Below are 15,180 nucleotides of genomic sequence, written 5' to 3'. Positions count from 1 at the left end.
GAACGTCGTGAGACAGTTCGGTCCCTATCTGCCGTGGGTGTAGGAGGTTTGAGAGGCTTTGTCCCTAGTACGAGAGGACCGGGATGAACGTACCTCTGGTGGAGCTGTTGTCGCGCCAGCGGCAGTGCAGCATAGCTACGTACGGACGGGATAACCGCTGAAGGCATCTAAGCGGGAAACCCCCCTTAAAACGAGACCTCCCTTGAGGGCCGTGGAAGACGACCACGTCGATAGGCCGGGGGTGCAAGCGCGGCGACGCGTTGAGCCGACCGGTACTAATCGCCCGATTGGCTTGATCGCTCTCGTGATCCGTGTCCGGACTGGTTCGGCAGCCGCAGAGGCTGACCGATGCCAGACAACACGGTTGTAAGAAGACCCGCAGCGACGACGCTGCATGCTTGCCGAACACAGCACTCGACGTCGCAGCACCCTGCGCCGCCAAGTGCCAAAACAATTGCGATGCGCCGGTCTGGTGGCCTGAGCGGCGTGCCCAGAACCCGATCCCATCTCGAACTCGGCCGTTAAACACGCCAGCGCCCATGGTACTGTGTCTCAAGACACGGGAGAGTCGGTCGCCGCCAGACCCGCACATCGCAATCGAACGCGCACACGGCTCACACGAGCCAGCGCCATTCCCTCGACACGACACCGATCCGGCCCCCGCCGCAGCCTCACACAGGCCGCACGCCCAGCGGGATACGCCGCACACACTTGGCGCGGGGTGGAGCAGCCCGGTAGCTCGTCAGGCTCATAACCTGAAGGTCACAGGTTCAAATCCTGTCCCCGCAACCAAACTCACGACACAACAGCCCAACAAAAGCCCGCCCGTTCGAAAGAACAGGCGGGCTTTTGTTTGTCGACCGTTCGAGAAAAGGTCTCCTCCCCGTCGCAGCTGGCCCAGCAAGGTGGTCTGTCCGGCAGGGGAGGGCGCTCCGGCCGTCTCAGTCCAGCGCGATCACGATCTTGCCGAACGCGCCCCTGTCGAGGTGGTCCAGGGCGTTCGGCAATTCGGTCAGTCCGTAACGCCGGTCGATGACGGGCCTCAGTTGAAGCACATCCACCGCACGCACCAAATCCTCAAGGGCGCGGCGGTGTCCGACCCGAATTCCCTGAATGGTCGCGGTCTTGAGCAACAGCAACCCCGCGGAGCCGGCAAGATCGTAGCCATCGAGGACACCGATCACCGAGATCCGCCCCTGAACGGCAACGGCTTCGAGCGATCGCGCTAAATGCGGTCCGCCGACGATTTCCAGGATGTGGTCGATGCCTCGGTCTTCGGTGAGGTGGTGAACGGCCTCGACCCATCCCGCCCGGTCGAGCACGTGGTCGGCGCCCAAAGCCTGAACCCGTGCGCGCTTCCCGGGGTCGCCGGAGGTGACGAACACTTCAGCCCCATGCGCCTTCGCGATCTGAAGTCCGAACAATGCGACGCCGCCCGTCCCCTGCACGAGGACCCGTGTCCCGGCTTTAAGACCGCAGCGCTCGATCAAAGCGAACCACGCGGTCAGCCCGGCGCAGGGCAGGGTGCTGGCCTCTGCCAGATCGAGATCGCGCGGCGCCGCGACGAACCACGTCGCCGGGAAGGCGACATAGTCCGCGAGGACGCCGGGATAGCCGCCGCCCAGGGCATTGCCGTCCGGGCTCCGCGCGTCGCCACCCTGGACCCCGTCGATCCAGTCCGGAAAAAAGGTCGAGATCACCCGATCACCCACGCGAAACCGCGTGACGCCGTCGCCCAAGGCGACGATCGTTCCGGCCAGATCGGAAGCCGGCGTGAAGGGGAAATCGAGTGCCCGGCCCATTCCACCGGCGATCACAAGCTTGTCGCGGTAGTTCAGCGACACCGCCGCGACCTTCACCAACACCTCGCCCGGCCGCGGATCCGGGACCGCCACATCCTCCAATCGGAGGTTCTCACGGCCGAAGCCGCTCAAAACCCAGCGTCGCATCGTCGTCATCGTAGCTCCCCCGATTCAGCTTGACCGGTGAAGCCTAGCGTTGCCGCGCAGGCCGTGTGGGGGATAGTTCAGACCACGATCGGTGCCTGGGACGCGACAATGATCCACCGAGAGCTCCTGGCGGACATGCCGGTCTTCGTCGCCGCCGTCGAGGCGGGCGGTTTCTCGGCGGCGGCAAGCCGGCTGAATCTCACCCGCTCGGCGGTCGGACGAACCGTCGCGCGGCTGGAACGGCAGCTCGGCGTCCGATTGTTTCATCGCACCACGCGGTCGCTGACGCTCACGGAGGAGGGGCAAACCGTCTTCGAGCACGGGCGACGGGCCCTCGCCGAGATCCAGGGCGCAGCCGTGATGCTGGAATCGGGCCGGCGGGAAATCGCGGGACGGCTGCGCGTCTCGATGCCCGTTCTGTTCGGCCGCAAGTGCGTCGCGCCGATCCTGATACGCCTCGCCACCGCGCATCCGCGGCTGGAACTCGACCTCAGCCTCACCGACCGGCTGGTCGACGTGGCGGCAGACGGGTTCGATCTCGTGGTGCGCAACGGCGCCCTGCGGGACTGGCCCGGACTCACCACCCGTCGGATCGCGCGCCAGCCGATGCGCGTCTGCGCAAGCCCGGCCTATCTCGACGCATCCGGAGTTCCGCAGTCGATCGCCGATCTGGCGCGGCACCGCGCGATCCTCTACGGCCGCCCCGACCGGCCGCGCTCCTGGCTGTTCCCGCAGCCGAGCGGTCCGGCGACGGAGATCATCCCGCCGAGCCGGATGCATATCGACGATGTCGGCGCGATTCGGGACGCCGCCCTGGACGGCCACGGCCTCGCGTGGCTGCCGTGCTGGCTGATCCGGGACGATGTCGAATCCGGGCGGCTCGTCCCTGTGCTGGGTGACCTCGCGGCGCACGTGTTCGACAGCCACGCGCTCTGGCCGCAGACGCCGCATCTGCCGCTGCGGGTCCGTCTCGCGATCGATGCGCTCGCCGCCGCCCTTCCGGCTCGCGTCGCCCTGCCGGCGTGACCGCGCCGATCCCGCGATCGGCCTTGGACGACGCGCGCCGCAGAGTTGGCCTGAGCGGCACGGCGCCTTAAGATAGGTTGGGGTACGTCGGATCACGCGGCGTAGGGGGATAGCAGCGATGATGATCCAGACGGGCGGCACGGCCGACCTCCATCGGGACTGAAGAGCGCGGTTTGCGCGTTTCCGGTTCCGCCAACCCAGGATTCAGGGCCCGCACGCATCGCGCGCTGCCACGGCTGATGCTGGCCGGCGCAAGCGCGCTTCTGGTGCTGGCGGCCGCACCGCGTCCGGCGCAGGCCTTCGACCTGTTCGGCCTGTTCGGGAGCGAACCCGAACCGCCGGCGCCGAGCCCCTCAGCGCTGCCGTACAACGTACGGATCACCGGCACCGACGATTCCGACGTCCTCCAAGCCGTGCAGGATACGTCGACCCTTTACCGCCTTCGCCAGGAACCGCCTCCGGACGGGGAGGGGCTGCTGCGCCGGGCCGAGGCCGATCGCGCCAAGCTGGCCGATGTCCTGTCGGGCTACGGCTACTACCAGGGCACGGTCGCGATCCGAATCGACGGCGCCTCGGTCGGGGGGCAGGACGCTGCGGCGGTTGGCGCCGCGGAGGCGTGGCGCAATCGCGGTCTCGTCCCAGTTCGAATCGCGGTCGATCTCGGGCCGCTCTATCACCTGCGTCGGATCGTGGTGCGCGATCCGGCCGGCCGCCCGTTTCCGGAGGTGATCCTGCCGCCGCGGATCACCCGCGTCGATGAGGATGTCCCGGCGCGCTCCGCCACGGTGCTGGCCCGTGAGGCGCGGATCGTCGATGAGTTCCGCGCCCAGGGTCACCCCTTCGCCAAGGTGATTACCCGCGATCCGGTGGTGGACGATTCCGTCCACGTCATGGATGTGACCTTCACGGTCGTTCCGGGCCCGGTCGCTGGCCTCGGTCCGGTGGCGGTCAGCGGGGCACCGGGGATCGACCCGGCCACGATCCGGTCCTTCATCTACGCGGAGCCGGGCGATCCCTATTCGCCGCAGGCGGTCGCGGCGATCCGGCGGTCGGTGGCGCGGATCGAGGGGATCGGCGGCGTGCGGGTCCGCGAGGGCACGGCGCTCGACGCCGACGGCAACCTGCCGCTCTTCGTCGAGGTGACGGAACGGGAGCGCAATCTCATCGGCATCTCGGCGCGCTATTCCACGGTTGATGGACCGGGGGTGCGGGCCTACTACGCCAACCGCAACCTGTTCGGCGGCGGCGAGACATTCCGCATCGACGCCGACATCTACTATCTCGGCCTTGGGAACGACCCGTTCGCCACCCAGCGCAAGATCGCCGGCATCGGCACCAACGGGCTCGGCGGCCGTCTCTCCGCCACCTACGTCCAGCCGGCGCTCTGGGGCTCGCGCAACGACCTGCTGGCTAACGCCTTCGTCACCCGCGAGGTGCAGCAGAGCTATCTGGTCGATGGCGGCGGCGCCTCCGCGGCGATCCGGCACCGGTTCTCCGACACGTTCTCGGCCCAGATCGGGCTCGACGCGCAGGTCGGCCGCTCCAAGGATGCGCTGGGCACGGTCAATTACCGGCTGATCGGCGTGCCGGCCTCGGTCACCTACGACTCGACCGACAACCTCCTGGATCCAACCCGCGGGGTGCGGGCGATCGCCTCGCTCGCGGCCTACCCGGGGGCGATTTCGTCGCCCGGCATCCTCGTCGCGAAGGCGCAGGGCTCGACCTATTATTCGCTGGACGACGAATCCCGCTACATCCTGGCTGGGCGGATCGGGTTCGGCTCGGTCTCCGGCGCACCGCTCGGCGAGATCCCCGACAATTTCCGCTTCTTCGCGGGTGGCGGCGGCTCGGTGCGCGGCTATCCCTACCGGACCCTCGGGCCGATCGGACCCTACAACCTGCCGATCGGCGGCCGCAGCCTGCTGGAGGCGTCGGTCGAGGCGCGCATCAAGGTCACCGACACAATCGGCGTGGTGCCGTTCTTCGACGCGGGCACGGCCTTCGCCTCTGCGCTGCCGGATTTCGAGGAGAAGATCCGGAAATCGGTCGGCATCGGCCTGCGCTACTACACCGGGATCGGGCCGATCCGCGCGGATCTCGCCTTCCCGCTCGACCCCTACAAGGGTGGGCACGTCCGTCCGGCGGTTCTGTATCTCAGCCTGGGGCAGGCGTTCTGAATGGCTGATCTACGCGGCCGCACCGGACCACACCGAAGGACTGTCTCCAACCCCGCACCCGCGGGCTTGTTGCTCGTCCTGCTCTGCCTCGCCATCCTGGGGACCGCCGTCGCCACGGGAACGCGCGCTGACGAGGGCGACAAGTCCGTTCTCGGCGGGCTCCTGTCCCGGGCCCTGTCCACACCATCGTCGCGCGTCGCCATCGGCGCGATCGACGGCGCTCTGTCCTCGGACGCCACCATCCGAGATGTCGCCGTGAGCGACAGTGACGGCGTCTGGCTGAAGCTCGACAAGGCCCGGATCGTCTGGCGGCGGCTCGCCCTGCTGTCGGGTCGGCTGGAGGTCGACAGCCTTGAGATCGGGCAGATCCAGGTGCTGCGCCGCCCCGTTCCCGGCCCGACCCCGCCGGAGGCCAAGCCGGACGGGAAGCTGCTTCCAGACCTGCCCGTGAAGGTCGAGATCAAGGATTTCAAGCTCGGCGAGCTGATTCTCGGCGAGCCGGTCGCCGGGCAGCCCGCGCGGTTGTCCGCCGAGGGGCGCGCCAAGCTCGGCGCGGCGAGCGAGGGGCTGGAGCTCAAGGCCCGGGCGCAGCGCCTCGACGCCGCCGGGCGCTTCCTGCTCAGCCTGCTCTACGTGCCGACCGGCGACCGGCTGGAGCTGAAGGCGAATCTGGTGGAGCCCGCGGGTGGCCTGCTCTCGAAGGCGGCCAACATCCCCGGCACACCGCCCATCAACTTCGACCTCGACGGGACCGGGACGCTCGACGCGTGGTCCGCCAAACTCGATTTCGCGGCCGGCCCCGAGATCGGCGCGAAGGGCGGCGCCAAGATCTCGCGGATCGGCGCCGAGCGGCGCCTCGCCCTCGACCTTGCGGCCCGCGTCGAGGGTCTTGTGCCGGGCCCGGCCGCTTCCGTGTTCGCGGGCACGACGCAGCTCGCAGGCGGCTTTGCCTTCGCTGACAGCGGCGCCTTCCGGATCGACCGGCTGGAGCTGACCTCCCGTACCGCCCGGCTCACGGCTGGCGGCAGCCTGACGGCGGATCGCGTCGCCGACCTCACCCTGCAGGCGCGGGCGTTGCCGACCGACGGCGGCGTGACGCGCGCGGGCGAGGCTGAGATCGGTAAGCTCGTCTTCGACGGCAGTCTCAAGGGGCCGGTCGCGACGCCGACGATCCGCGGCACCCTCGATGCGGCGGGCCTGCGCAGCCGCGATTCCGCCCTCGAGCGGGTCGAGGCACGGCTGGACGTCACGCCTCGGGGCGAGCCGCCGGCCCAGCAATTCGTGATCACCGCCGACGGTAAGGTCGAGGGCCTGCGGCTGGCGGACCCGGCCCTCCGTCGGGCCCTCGGAAGCCGGGCGCAGCTCACCCTCAGGGCGGCGGCCGGTCCGGATGGGGTGATCGACGTATCGACGCTCCGGCTCGAATCCGAGACCGCCCGGGCGGGCTATACCGGCCGGATCGGCCAGAACACGCTGGGCGGCACGCTTGACGCCGCGCTGCCGGATCTCGCGGTCTTCTCCGGCCTCGCCGGGCGCGGGCTCGCCGGCTCCCTCGATGCCAAGGCGCGGCTCAGCGGGGATCCGGCGCGCAAGGCCATCGCGGCCGATCTCACGGTCACCACTGCGGGCCTCGCCACCGGGATCGCGGCAGTCGACCGGGTGCTCGGACGGACGCCCTCCCTCCAGGGGCGGATGTCGCAATCCTATGACGGCTACGGGTTCGATCACCTGCGCTTGGAGGGGCAGGGTCTCACCGCAACGCTGCAGGGTGCGGCGACTTCGCAGACGGCCGATGTCGCGGGCCGGCTGGACCTGCGGAGCCTCGCGGATCTCGACGGTCGTCTCACCGGGCGCGCCGCCGTCGATGCGCGCCTCACCGGCTCCCTGGAGCACCCGGATCTTGCGGCGGTGGTCACTGCCCCCGCCGCCACGGCGGACGGCAAACCCATCCGCAACCTGCGCGTCGAGGCCCTGCTCAAGGATGCCCTCCTAGCGCCCGAGGGTAGCCTGCAACTCTTAGGCGACGTCGCCGGCAAGCCGCTGACCGGCGAGGCGCACGGCGCCCGCGTCGGCGCGGATTGGGTGCTCGACCGGCTGGCGCTCAATCTCGGTTCGGTGGCGGTGGCGGGCAACGCTGCGGTCGCAACCGATACCTGGCTCTCGGCTGGCTCGCTGACGGTGCGGGCGGCGAACCTGGAGGATGTCTCGCCGCTCACGCCTGAGCCGATAGCCGGCCGCCTCGACGTGGCCGTGACGCTGGCCCGCGACGATGGTCGCCAGGATGCCGTCATCCGGGGGACTGGGGCGGCCCTGCGCTACGGCGGTTACGCCCTGACACGCCTCGATGCCGATCTGAGGGGCCGCGACCTGCGCGCCCATCCGGTCCTCGACGGGCATCTCGATGCCGACCGGTTGGTCGCCGCCGGCCAGCAGATCGACTCGGTCCGGCTCCTGGCTGCCGGAAGCCCGGCCTTCAGCGACGTCACTGTGACCGCGAAAGCCCGGGGCTTCGGCCTCGACGGGGCTGCGCGCATCGTCCCAGCCGATGAGACTCGCATCGAGGTCCAGCGCCTCGCCGCCGCCCGCGGAGGCGACCGCTTCGCCTTGTCCGGCCCAGCCACGATCACCCTGCGGGATGGCGGTGCGGTGATTGATCGGTTCGCCATCGCGGCGGGGTCCGGACGGGTCTCCCTCGACGGACGGGTGGGGCGCGATCTCGATCTGCGGGTCGCTATCCGAGCGCTGCCCCTGTCGCTCGCGCGAATCGCCGCGCCCGACCTCGCCCTCTCCGGCACGCTCGACGGAGATGCCGAGCTGCACGGACCGGCGGACAGGCCGGAGGGTCGCTACGCAGTGACGGTGTCCAAGCTCGTGGCACCACAGACGCGGAAGGCTGGCTTGCCGCCGGTGAGTGCCAGCGCCAGGGGTACCGTGTCAGGCGGGCAGGGCAGCCTCGATGGCCGCATGAATGCGGGTCCCGGCGTCGCCCTGACGGTCGCGGGCACGTTTCCGGTCGAGACCGGTGGCGCGCTCGACCTCCACGCCCGGGGCACCCTCGATGCGGCGCTGGCCAACTCCTTGCTGAGCGTCGGCGGTCAGAGCGTCGCTGGGAAGATCACGATCGACGGCGGCGTCACCGGCACGCTGGCCGCTCCACGGGCGCAGGGCGCAGCGATCCTCACCGCCGGCAGCTTCACCGATCCGCTCAACGGCATTCGCCTGACGGGCATCGAGGGACGGGTGACCGGCCGGGGTGACAGTCTGAGTGTGGAGCGCCTTACGGCGGCGACTCGCAATGGCGGCCGGGTCTCGGTGACGGGTCGGGTGGCGCTCGAACCCGATTTCCCCGGCCAGTTCCGCGTCGTCGCCGATAGGGCCGAGCTTGTGTCGAGCCCGCTCATGACCGCCGTGTCGAGCCTCGACCTGACCCTAGCCGGACCGCTGGCCCGGACGCCGCGTATTTCCGGCCGCGTCGATGTCGCCTCGATCGACGTCGCCGTGCCGGATCGGTTGCCGGCCACGGTGCGTCCCCTACCGGGCGTGCGCCACGTCAACACGCCGCCGGAGGTGCGCGTGCGGCTGGCCCGGCGGGCCGAGCGCAAGGCGGCGCCCGGACGCCGGCCGAAGAAGCCCGCCGTCCCCTTCGATGCCACCCTCGACGTGACGGTCGATGCCCCGAGCCATTTCTTCGTGCGCGGGCGCGGGATCGATGCCGAACTCGGTGGATCGCTGCGGGTCACCGGTACATCGCTCGCGCCCAACGCGGTCGGCGCCTTCGCGATGCGGCGCGGCCGCTTCGAACTTGTCGGACAGCGCTTGGATTTCAGCCGGGGCCGCCTGACCTTCGCGGGCAGCCTGACCACGCCGGAACTCGATTTCGCCGCCGAGACCAAGGCCGGCGACGTGACCGCCCGAGTCGCGGTAACTGGACCGGCCGACGCGCCGCAATTCGCCCTGACCTCCGATCCGGTGCTACCGCAGGACGAGATCCTGTCGCGCCTGCTCTTCAAGAAGGCTGCTGGCGGCCTGTCACCGTTCCAGGCGTTGCAGCTCGCCCAGGCGGTCGCGCAGCTCTCGGGCGGGGCGGCCGGACCGGACGTGTTCGAACAGGCGCGCAAGGGGCTCGGCCTCGACAGCCTCGACGTCTCGACAGGGGCGAGCGGCGGCCCGGCGCTCGGCGCCTCGCGCTACATCTCCGACCGGGTCAGCGTCGGGGTGAAGGCTGGCGCCAAGCCTGCTGACACGGCGGTGGGCGTCGATTTCGACGTCACCCGGCGGATCAAGCTGAAGGGCGAGGCCGGCAGCGACGGCCGGACCAGCCTCGGCGTCGGCGCCGAATACGAGTGGTAAGGCGCAGACCGGCAATCCTGCGGGATAGACATGCCCGGTCAAAGATTTAGGTTCGGCGCAAGCGGTCGCGACAGCCGCGGATCGGGCGGGAAACACCCAGGACGATGGACGATCTTTTCGAGACGGATGACGATCCCCCGGTGCCGGAAGGCGGCCTCCTGCGGATGCTGCCGATCATCAACCGGCGCGGCCTGCACGCCCGGGCCTCCGCGAAGTTCGTGCAGACCGTCGAGCGCTACCACGCCGCAGTGACGGTCACCCGGGCGGGCGAGACGGTCGGCGGACGCTCGATCATGGGCCTACTGACTCTGGGCGCGGCCATGGGCACGCGCATCGCCGTCACCGCCGTCGGCCAGGATGCCCAGGCGTGCCTCGATGCCATCGAGGCGCTACTCGCGAACCGGTTCGGCGAGGACGAGTAACCGCCCTCGGGTCCTCGCGTTCAAAGCGCTTTACCTGGCCACAGGCACAGATCCGAGACCACACATCGCGGACAGGCGGGCTTCCGGGCCGTGCAGGTGTCGCGGCCGTGGCGGAACAGCCAGACATGGGCTCCGTCCTTGAACCGCTCCGGCACGATCCGCGCGAGCCCGTCGGCGACGGCATCCACGGTGGCACCGGCAGCGAGCGGGATCCGGTTCGAGACCCGGAACACGTGCGTATCGACCGCGATCACCGGCTCGTGGAAGGCAAAGTTCGCCGTCACCTCTGCACTCTTGCGGCCGATGCCCGGGAGACGGCGCATCTCGATCGCGCTGCGCGGCACGGTGCCGCCGAACTCCGAGATCAGCGCGGCCGACAGCTTGACGATGTTGCGCGCCTTCGAGGGCCCGAGGCCGACCGGCCGGATGATCTCGGTGATGCGCGCCTCACCCAGCTCCAGCATGCCGGCGGGATCGCGAACGGCGGTGAACAGCAACTCGGCGATGCGGGCCACCGTCGGGCCCGTGGACTGTGCCGAGAGCAGCACGGTCACGAGCAGCCGGAACGGATCGCTGTCGTCGAATCCGGCCTTCGGATCCGGATCGGCTTCGCAGAGACGCGCCATCACGGCGACGACCCGGTCGGCTTGGCCGCTATCGGGCGGCAGCGCGGACGTGGCGCGCGACCGGGCTGGGTTTGATCGGAGGCCGTGGAGGGTGTCGCGCGCCATACCGGGGAGCTAGCGTTCAGCCTGGAAGCCCGACAGGTCGCGCCCGCGCGGCGGATTGACCGTTCAGGCCCGTGCCCGACGCCACGGCGCCGACGCCGCGCCGGTTCCGAGACGGCGTGTGCCGGCAACGACCTCACCGGCCCGCCGGAGGAATTCGATCCGCAGCGCCCCCCAACCTCTGAAGAAACGACCGACCAGGCGGCCTTGCGAGACCGCAGCCGGGTCGCGCAGAGCCGCCGACTCGGTCAGCGGGCGGACCGGGGCGGCGGCTGCGTCCCATCCGACAGGACGGATCCCGATGAACGCCGTGGCCGGAACCGTGGGCGGACGCGTCGAACGGTTCGCTGCCGGCGCGGGACGAACCGGCGATGAGACCCGGACGGGCTCGGCCGCGCCGACGAGGCGGATCGGCCGCCGCAGCGTCCGGAGGCGCGCCTTCACAGCCCGATCGACAGCCTCAGCGGCCGCTTGCGCGACAAGCCCGGCGATTTCCGTCTCAGGGGGTGTGCAGGAAGGGGCGCGATCCCCCCGGACCGGATACGGCATCGCCCACGGCTCTACACCTTGAAAGACTTCGCGCCCGATTTCGGCGTCGCGGTCCCAGGCGAGCGCGACGCTATGGCCAGCCGAACGGTGCTGAGCCAGGGGCGGTAGGTGATCGAAGTCGCGGCGCGGATCGGTCCCGATGTTCCGGACCAGCACGGCCCGTCGCGCAGAACCCGCATGCGCATCCACGCCTTCGAGCCTGCGCAGATCGACCTGCCACCCGGCGGCCCGATCCAGGACTTGCCATGTCCGCTGCCCCGCGGGCTCGGCCTGCTCGGACAGACCGCCCTGTATCACGGTGAAGCGTGGCGCCATCGCGTGTCCTGCCTTTCGACGCTCCGTCCCATATCGGGACGCTTCGGCGCCCCTGAGGCGCAACCTGGACGGAGCGTTTCAAGGTCGGTGCCGCGCGGCGCGCGTCAAAAGCCCGGGATGGCGAGGGGATTGTGGGAGAGTGCTGCAGCATCCGGCGCGTCGATACGCGGCCGTCCGAGGAACGCATCCCAGAGCCGCTGGACGAAGGCCGGGTCGAGATCCCGCAGGATCAAGATGAGTCGGGATGTGTGGTCGGGATCGGGCCAGCAGGAAAGGGTGAGCGGGGCATGGAAGACGTGCTGTACGCCATGCACCACGAGGGGTCGTTCGGGATCGTCGGCAAGCGCCACGATACCCTTAAGCCTAAGCAGCTTCGGTCCATGTCCCGATCGCAACAGGTCCATGAACATCTCGAAGGCGGCGCGCGGTACCGGCGCCGCGCTCGTCAGGCAGATGGCCTGAATCGAAGCGTCGTGCCGATTGACGTCGGCGCCGTGGTCAGGATGCGAAAGGGCCGCGTCGCCCAGCCACCTGCGCACGTCGGCCCCCTTGCCGTCGAGGCCGAACAGGCCGCCAAGCAATGCGTCGGCCGGAGCATCCGGCGCGACGATCGGCGCGACTGGATTGAGGGCGGCGAGCCGCGCTCGGATCCCGGCGGTATCTCCGGCGAGATCGGTCTTGGCGAGCACGATCTGGTCGGCGATGGCTGCTTGCCGCACCGCCTCGGGATGCGCATCGAGGGTATCGGCCCCCGTCACCGCATCCACCACCGTCACCACGGCCTGGAGGCGAAACCGAAGCACGAGATAGGGGTGGTAGATCAGCGCATGCAGAATTGGCGCAGGGTCGGCGAGGCCGGTCGTCTCGATCACCACCCGGCGGAACGGACCGATCCGCCTGTTGTCACGCTTGCGCAGGAGGTCTTCGAGGGTGGCGATCAGGTCGCCCCGCACCGTACAGCACAGGCAACCGGCGCCGAGCAGGATCATGTCCTCATCGACGGCCTCGATCAGGAGGTGGTCGAGGCCGATCTCGCCGAACTCGTTGACGATCACCACCGTGTCGGCCAGCGCGGGATCGCGCAGGAGCCGGTTCAGCAGCGTCGTTTTACCAGCTCCCAGGAAGCCGGTGAGCACAGTCAGTGGAATCGGCTCCGGGCGGCGCGGATCCGAGGCGGGCGCAGGGCTGAACGACATGGTGCCGAATTGGGGTCTCCCGGCGCCCGCGGCAACGCAGAGGGCACCCGATCGCCTTATTCCTCGGCCGACGCCTTCTTGTCAGCCGGCTTCTTGACCGGGGCTTGCTTGTGCGCCGCGGTCTTCGGAGCGGGCTTGGACAAGCCCTTGCCCGGCTTGGCCTCCGGCATCGACGGTGCCGTGGTAGCCGTATAGGCGCTCGCCGCATGGGGAAGGGGGCGGGCCGGCTTCGCGGCGACCTTCGCGGCCGGCTTGGGCGCGGTCTTCGCCGCCTCCTTGGTGGCCTTGGCCCGCTCGGCCCGCTCCGCGCGCGCCTGCTTGGCCGCCTCCAGAGCCGCGATGCGCTTGGCCTTGGCGGCTTCAAGCTTCGCGGCGCGCGTGTTGGCAGCCGCAGCCTTCTGCTCGGCCGCTTGGGCATCGAGAATCTGCTGACCTTCGGCCGGGTTCCGGCCGATCCAGACGGCGATCGGCTGCAGGGGTGCGCGCGGCGGCAGGGTGCGGCTGCGCAGGGCCGGATTGGAGAAGGCGGCCATCGCCAAAGCGGGCGAATTGGCGGCCGAACCACCGATCAGCTGCGCCGCCGAGCCGGGTGCGCTGATCGCCCCGGGACCGTCCTCGATGGCCGGAGCCTTCTTGCCGCCGCACACGAAGGGCCGCATGTCAGGCGGCTGGGGCAGGGCGGAGGCCGGCAGCGCGTCGAGGGTCGGGCTCGTCCAGCCGGCGCTCTGGGTGAAGGCGTAGTCGAACAGGTCGGCGGCCTTCACGTCGCGCTCGCGCGGGCTGGGCTGGCCCATCACGATGGTGATGATTCGGCGGCCGTTGCGCGTGGCCGTGGCCACCACATTGAAGCCGCCCGAGCAGATGAAGCCGGTCTTCATCCCGTCGGTGCCGGGATAGCGCCCGAGCAGGCCGTTGTGATTGGCCATGACGGCGCGGCCGAACTGGATCGCCGAGATCGAGAACAGGTCGTGGTTATCCGGAAAGTCGCGGATCAGCGCCCGGGCGAGCACCGCCATGTCTCGGGCCGAAGTCCACTGACGCGGATCGGGCAGGCCGTTCGGATTGTACCAGTGGCTGTCGTGCATGCCGATCCGCTGCGCGGTCTCGTTCATCATCGCGGCGAAGTTGTCGATCGAGCCGCCGAGGGTCTCACCGATCGCGTAGGCGATGTCGTTGGCCGACTTGACCATGATGATCTTGAGGGCGTTGTCGAGGGTGAGCTGCGTCCCCGGCTTGAAGCCCATCTTCGAGGGCGGCTCGGCGGCGGCGGCGGCCGAGATGGTGATCATCGAATCGAGCGAGACCTTGCCCTGCCGCACGAGGTCGAGGGCGACATAGGTGGTCATCAGCTTCGTGATCGAGGCTGGGTACCAGGGATCGGTCGGCGCCTGCGCGTAGATCACCTTCCCCGAATCGACGTCGGCCACGAGGATCGGCACGGTGACCGCCTCCGCGGCCCGGATTCCAGCGAGGCTCGCACCGAGAAGCCCCGTCAGCGCCGCGAACCCGACGGTGAAACGCCGAAGGAGGGAAGAGGACATGCGTGCCCGACTCGTCAGAGGGATCGCCAGGGTCGGCGCGGTGAGGCGCCGCGGTTCCGGCCCGCGGACCGGATTAGGGGAACAATCCGAGCGGCCGGATCCGGTCGCCGTGCTGCATCACGGCATCAACGGGGCCACCGTGGCAAGAGCAAGGCGAGAGCCCATCGCGGCCCTGCACGGCGCGGTTGACGGTGGTGCCTGACAGGCGCACCGCCTATCTCGAGGCGGCCCGGGACGACGAATTGGGACGACGGTGACTTACGCGGTCAAGGAACTCTTCCACACCCTTCAGGGAGAAGGCGCGCAGGCGGGCCGCGCAGCCGTGTTCTGCCGCTTCGCCGGGTGCAACCTTTGGTCCGGGCGCGAGGCGGACCGCGCCGCCGCGGCGTGCCGCTTCTGCGACACCGACTTCATCGGTCTCGACGGGGAGGGCGGCGGACGCTTCGCCGATGCCGATACCCTGGCCACTGCTATCGCGGCGACCTGGGCCGGCGGCCCGGAGAACCGGTACGTCGTCTTCACGGGCGGCGAGCCGCTGCTCCAGCTCGACGCGCCGCTGATCGACGCCGTGCATGCGCGCGGCTTCGAGATCGCGATCGAGACCAACGGCACGCTTCCGGCGCCGCCCGGAATCGACTGGATCTGCGTCAGCCCGAAGGGACGCAACGCCCTCGCTCAGACGAACGGTCACGAGTTGAAGCTCGTTTATCCGCAGGACGATGCCGACCCTGCGGATTTTGTCGGCCTCGATTTCCGCCACCGCTTCCTTCAGCCGCTCGACGGGTCGGGCCGGGTCGCCAGCACCGAAGCCGCGATCGCATATTGCCGGCGCGACGCCCGCTGGCGGCTCTCGCTCCAGACCCACAAGATGATTGGGATTCCATAGGCTCGATCAGGATCCCGGCGGGATCTCGAAGCAAGGCATAT

At 69.7% G+C, this 15,180-nt stretch carries 10 protein-coding genes, 1 tRNA gene and 2 rRNA genes; 8 read left to right on the top strand and 5 right to left on the bottom strand.

Translation table 11 applies throughout. From position 1 onward, the window contains the following. From BLQ49_RS21060 to BLQ49_RS21050, 3 genes are all read left to right on the top strand, one after another. A 23S ribosomal RNA gene (locus BLQ49_RS21060) occupies positions 1 to 300 on the top strand; the annotation flags it as partial. 168 nt (positions 301 to 468) lie between these two features. Next, a 5S ribosomal RNA gene (gene rrf / locus BLQ49_RS21055) occupies positions 469 to 584 on the top strand. A 131-nt stretch (positions 585 to 715) separates the two neighbouring features. Beyond that, positions 716 to 792, top strand: a tRNA-Met gene (locus BLQ49_RS21050). 149 nt (positions 793 to 941) lie between these two features. Here BLQ49_RS21050 and BLQ49_RS21045 read toward each other — a convergent pair. Then, positions 942 to 1,958, bottom strand: a complete 1,017-nt coding sequence (locus BLQ49_RS21045) for a zinc-dependent alcohol dehydrogenase family protein (protein ID WP_091719284.1) — start codon at positions 1,956 to 1,958, stop codon at positions 942 to 944. A gap of 99 nt (positions 1,959 to 2,057) precedes the next feature. Between BLQ49_RS21045 and BLQ49_RS21040 the strand changes: the two genes are divergently transcribed. The 4 genes from BLQ49_RS21040 (at position 2,058) to BLQ49_RS21025 (ending at position 9,924) form a co-directional block, all read left to right on the top strand. Continuing rightward, the gene (locus tag BLQ49_RS21040; RefSeq protein WP_091719282.1) at positions 2,058 to 2,975 is read left to right on the top strand and encodes a LysR family transcriptional regulator; all 918 of its coding nucleotides are present in this window, start codon (positions 2,058 to 2,060) and stop codon (positions 2,973 to 2,975) included. 239 nt (positions 2,976 to 3,214) lie between these two features. Continuing rightward, a complete protein-coding gene (locus BLQ49_RS21035) occupies positions 3,215 to 5,152 on the top strand; it encodes an autotransporter assembly complex protein TamA (protein ID WP_091719280.1) in 1,938 nt (645 codons plus the stop codon). After that, a complete protein-coding gene (locus tag BLQ49_RS21030) occupies positions 5,153 to 9,502 on the top strand; it encodes a translocation/assembly module TamB domain-containing protein (RefSeq protein ID WP_091719278.1) in 4,350 nt (1,449 codons plus the stop codon). 104 nt (positions 9,503 to 9,606) lie between these two features. Then, positions 9,607 to 9,924 (top strand): HPr family phosphocarrier protein, encoded by a 318-nt coding sequence (locus BLQ49_RS21025; RefSeq protein ID WP_091719276.1) that lies wholly within the window; start codon positions 9,607 to 9,609, stop codon positions 9,922 to 9,924. A gap of 20 nt (positions 9,925 to 9,944) precedes the next feature. On the opposite strand, the gene BLQ49_RS21020 is transcribed toward BLQ49_RS21025, so the two are convergent. The 4 genes from BLQ49_RS21020 to BLQ49_RS21005 all read right to left on the bottom strand — a co-directional run bounded on the left by BLQ49_RS21020 (position 9,945) and on the right by BLQ49_RS21005 (position 14,253). Beyond that, complete coding sequence (locus BLQ49_RS21020; RefSeq protein WP_091719274.1) at positions 9,945 to 10,655, bottom strand: endonuclease III domain-containing protein; 711 nt, start codon at positions 10,653 to 10,655, stop codon at positions 9,945 to 9,947. 63 nt (positions 10,656 to 10,718) lie between these two features. Continuing rightward, entirely contained in the window at positions 10,719 to 11,516 is a 798-nt protein-coding gene (locus BLQ49_RS21015; protein ID WP_091719272.1) for a hypothetical protein, read from the bottom strand. A gap of 104 nt (positions 11,517 to 11,620) precedes the next feature. Beyond that, the gene (locus BLQ49_RS21010) at positions 11,621 to 12,712 is read right to left on the bottom strand and encodes a CobW family GTP-binding protein (RefSeq protein ID WP_091719270.1); all 1,092 of its coding nucleotides are present in this window, start codon (positions 12,710 to 12,712) and stop codon (positions 11,621 to 11,623) included. Positions 12,713 to 12,768: 56 nt separating this feature from the next. After that, a complete protein-coding gene (locus BLQ49_RS21005; protein WP_091719268.1) occupies positions 12,769 to 14,253 on the bottom strand; it encodes a D-alanyl-D-alanine carboxypeptidase family protein in 1,485 nt (494 codons plus the stop codon). Between the two features lie 253 nt (positions 14,254 to 14,506). Between BLQ49_RS21005 and queE the strand changes: the two genes are divergently transcribed. Beyond that, positions 14,507 to 15,139, top strand: a complete 633-nt coding sequence (gene queE / locus BLQ49_RS21000; RefSeq protein ID WP_091719266.1) for a 7-carboxy-7-deazaguanine synthase — start codon at positions 14,507 to 14,509, stop codon at positions 15,137 to 15,139. Positions 15,140 to 15,180 lie beyond the last annotated feature (41 nt).

The sequence above is a fragment of the Methylobacterium phyllostachyos genome (assembly GCF_900103445.1).
Classification (GTDB): domain Bacteria; phylum Pseudomonadota; class Alphaproteobacteria; order Rhizobiales; family Beijerinckiaceae; genus Methylobacterium; species Methylobacterium phyllostachyos.
Note: the sequence above shows the minus strand (reverse complement) of the source record. Positions and strands in the feature narration are given on the sequence as shown.

Bases quoted from the DNA above. Each gene is read 5' to 3' on its own strand.
- BLQ49_RS21045 (WP_091719284.1), bottom strand. From the start codon at position 1,958: ATGACGACGATGCGACGCTGGGTTTTGAGCGGCTTCGGCCGTGAGAAC.
- BLQ49_RS21040 (WP_091719282.1), top strand. From the start codon at position 2,058: ATGATCCACCGAGAGCTCCTGGCGGACATGCCGGTCTTCGTCGCCGCC.
- BLQ49_RS21035 (WP_091719280.1), top strand. From the start codon at position 3,215: ATGCTGGCCGGCGCAAGCGCGCTTCTGGTGCTGGCGGCCGCACCGCGT.
- BLQ49_RS21030 (WP_091719278.1), top strand. From the start codon at position 5,153: ATGGCTGATCTACGCGGCCGCACCGGACCACACCGAAGGACTGTCTCC.
- BLQ49_RS21025 (WP_091719276.1), top strand. From the start codon at position 9,607: ATGGACGATCTTTTCGAGACGGATGACGATCCCCCGGTGCCGGAAGGC.
- BLQ49_RS21020 (WP_091719274.1), bottom strand. From the start codon at position 10,655: ATGGCGCGCGACACCCTCCACGGCCTCCGATCAAACCCAGCCCGGTCG.
- BLQ49_RS21015 (WP_091719272.1), bottom strand. From the start codon at position 11,516: ATGGCGCCACGCTTCACCGTGATACAGGGCGGTCTGTCCGAGCAGGCC.
- BLQ49_RS21010 (WP_091719270.1), bottom strand. From the start codon at position 12,712: ATGTCGTTCAGCCCTGCGCCCGCCTCGGATCCGCGCCGCCCGGAGCCG.
- BLQ49_RS21005 (WP_091719268.1), bottom strand. From the start codon at position 14,253: ATGTCCTCTTCCCTCCTTCGGCGTTTCACCGTCGGGTTCGCGGCGCTG.